Raw genomic sequence first — 2,968 nt, 5'->3', positions numbered from 1 at the left:
GATCGCGGTGGACCAGGGCGACAGGCGCTCCGCCCAGAGCCGGTCGGACGCGCTGCCAGAAATCCTCCAGTTGGACAACCAGCCCCGTGGCGAGGTGCCCGCGCGCCGCGCCGTGGCGCAGCTTCGCCGTGAAACGCCGGTCCGCCTTGCCCAGCCAGTCCCGACCCGGCGCCGTGATGCTGTGCATTCTCGACAGCCAGGCACCCAGGTCCCCGCCGAGGCGGGCGGCCTGCTCCGTGCTCCATCCACTGATCGGTTCGTGGGAGAGGTCGTGGCCGTCGATCCACCGCACAGCGATCAGCCAGCCAGCCGGCGTCCATGTGGGTGGCACAACGACGTCCTGGTGGGGCAGACCACGGCCGGACAGCAGGTGCGACGCCGTCCGCGTCACCGCCAGTGGCCGCACGTCGGAGCGCACCTTGACGACCAGTTCACCGACCTGCGTCGTGACTCGAAACGTCTCGCCCCCGTACCCACCGAACAGCGGCGTGACACGGCCGGCGGCAAGGCCGACGGCGGCGAGGGAGCCGGCCACCGATCGCACGGTCTCCGGGCGGGTCTCCGGGCGGGTCTCCGGGCGGGTCTCAGGACCTGATGAAGAAGTCATGGGCCTTCTGGCAGACGATCCGGTGGCCGAGGTCAGCGCTGCGACCAGAGATCCCGGTAGCGGCGCTGTTCAGCGCACGGAGACGTGCTCGGGCACCCGGTCGCAACACACGCCAAAACCGCTGTGCCGGGGACACTCGATGTCATCCGCCGACGGGCAGTAGTAGATGTCCGGGCAGCCACAGTCGTCTACGACGCGCTCCCACGCACGACTGATGGCTCGCGACTGAGCGCTGGCCAGGTCCCGGGTCATAGGTTTGTCTCCCTCTCTCGACGCCAGCACCGGGCAAGCAGAGATTCACCGAGTGGCGCAACACAGCCGGACGGGGCGATATACATCATTCCGGTGCGGTTGGAGGTCTGCGACATCCCCGATCCGCTCCGACCCTGGCAGTCGGTCGATCTCTTCGCCGGTCGCGGGTACGAGACGCTACTACGCGCGTTGCGGGACTCGTCCCGGGTTGGCCGGTAGGTCAGCGGGCGCAATCACAGCTCCGCCCGAGCCCCCGGCCGCCAGGCCGCGCGCAGCCCGTCGCACGGCGCCGGAACGGACCGGGACGCCGGGGGTATTGACCCTGTTCGAAAGCTCGGGCTAAGGACGTGCGAGTTCAGCGGTGAGCAGGCGTGTGTCCAGCCATGGGGAGGTGGATTGCCTCGTGAAGGGGTCGGTCAGGTCGCGGCCGTAACGATGGGCGACCGCGGTGACGTCTTCCTCGCGGACAGTCCAGCCGTTAAGGCGTAGCCACTCGGCTGGCTGCTGACGAGCTTCGGTGTTGATCAGAGACTTCATCTCGATACCGGACCGGCTGCTGAGTTGATCCAGCGGCGCGGCGTCGGACGTGAGGCGGTTCACCTGGGCGATGCGGTCAAGCGCGATGCGGCTGCCGGGAGCGGAGAGCTGGTGGATCTGCCGCAGAAGGCGTTCCTCGGCGTCCGCCGGAAGGTAGGCGAGGAGTCCCTCCGCGACCCAGGCGGCCGGGACGCTTCGGGTGAACCCTGCAGTGGTGAGCGCGGCTGGCCAGTCCTCGCGCAGGTCGGTCCCGACCGCGATACGCCGGCAGCCCGGTTGCGCCTGCTCGCCGCGGAGCACATCCTCTTTGAAGTCAATCATCTGCGGTTGGTCCACTTCGTAGAGCGTGACGTCGGCTGGCCAGTCGAGTCGGAACGCTCGCGTGTCCAGGCCCGCGGCGAGAAGGACGATCTGGCGGACACCGCCGCGGAGCGCGTCGCGGACGACGTCATCGTAGAACCGCGACCGCACTCCGATGTAGCGGGAACCGTGCAGGTGCAGTGCCTGCTGGTCGGTCACCGGCTCGCCCTCGGCGGGCCAGCGCGACGGGAACGCGATCGGTGACTCGACAGCGTGGACGAACGCGGCGCCGAGTGGGTCGTCAATGAGAGCGTCGGGCATCGACGACTCGACGGTGCGGGCCGCGGCCAATCCGAGGGCTGTGATGCCCGGACCGGTGACGATGTCCCAGGTGTGCTGCTCCATCATGCTGCGTTCCCTTCATCGTGTGGCCGGAGTGAATCTAATGGCTCGGTCCTGAGATTCATCCGTAGCAGTCTCTGATCACGTTGATGATCTGGTCGGCGGTCCTGGCCTACCTGAAATCCTTGATCTAATAGTCTGTATACCGTTCAGTGTCACGGATATGCGGTCTGCGTGACCCGGGACGGGCCATCCCAGAGCGCGTACGCCAGCGGCGGCCGCATCATGCCACGCCGCCGGCAAGTTCAGCGGCGCGTCGGGTGCCGGGCGAGCACGGCCGGCCAGGGCCGCGCGCAGCCCGCCGCCGACATCCAGGTCCCCGCACGGCTCCCAAAATGCCGCGGGGGCGGAACACGAACGGATACCCCGAAGCACGAGCAGCAGCCGATATATGACAACGCTTTTCTCGTTGCGGCGTTTCCCCGCGAACTGGAGAGGCCGCGTGTCCTTTTGCCGCGAGTGGCCACCCGCCCTACCGTCTACCTCGCCAGGACATTAGTTCCCTGAGGGGGACCTTAACGAGGGCGGGTTGCCGGTCCGGTGCGCGACGGCAAGCATCGGCCGCGTTCACCGAACTCCAGAAGATCACCGCTGTTGAGCGCCGGTGATCGACAAACCGATAACCGGCGGACGTGCGTAACCGCAATGGCATCAGGTTTGGGCGCACCTCGGCGTCCGCTCGCTGCGACCGGACCGTCCTATCAGCAGGGTGGCCAGCCTCAGCGACTGCGCTCTGTACCCGAGTGTAGACTTTTCATATAACTGTGAAAAAAGATTGATCGCCTGGACATCGAAGCGAGAGCAGGAGACATGGGATCCTCCGCCGATTCGGTCTTCGCGACGATGAAGCCATTCGTCTGGGACAGCGCT

Annotated in this window: 3 protein-coding genes; all 3 read right to left on the bottom strand. The window is 67.1% G+C overall.

The window, feature by feature from the left end; all coding sequences use genetic code 11:
- Positions 1–607, bottom strand: a 607-nt coding sequence (locus tag U9980_RS25340) for a phosphotransferase (RefSeq protein WP_322770228.1), incomplete at its 3' end; no start/stop codon positions are given.
- A 69-nt stretch (positions 608–676) separates the two neighbouring features.
- Positions 677–859, bottom strand: coding sequence for a hypothetical protein (locus tag U9980_RS25335; RefSeq protein WP_322770227.1), 183 nt, complete (start codon positions 857–859; stop codon positions 677–679).
- 339 nt (positions 860–1,198) lie between these two features.
- Positions 1,199–2,104 carry an SAM-dependent methyltransferase gene (locus U9980_RS25330; RefSeq protein WP_322770226.1) on the bottom strand — a complete coding sequence of 302 codons (906 nt, stop codon included), beginning with the start codon at positions 2,102–2,104 and terminating at the stop codon, positions 1,199–1,201.
- Positions 2,105–2,968: the final 864 nt, after the last annotated feature.

Origin of the sequence: Protofrankia sp. Cr1 (assembly GCF_963555865.1) — a bacterium.
Taxonomy (GTDB): Bacteria; Actinomycetota; Actinomycetes; order Frankiales; family Frankiaceae; genus Protofrankia.
This window is presented reverse-complemented; position numbering and strand designations above follow the sequence as displayed.

Coding starts and splice junctions, on each gene's coding strand:
- U9980_RS25335 (WP_322770227.1), bottom strand. CDS start 859: ATGACCCGGGACCTGGCCAGCGCTCAGTCGCGAGCCATCAGTCGTGCG.
- U9980_RS25330 (WP_322770226.1), bottom strand. CDS start 2,104: ATGATGGAGCAGCACACCTGGGACATCGTCACCGGTCCGGGCATCACA.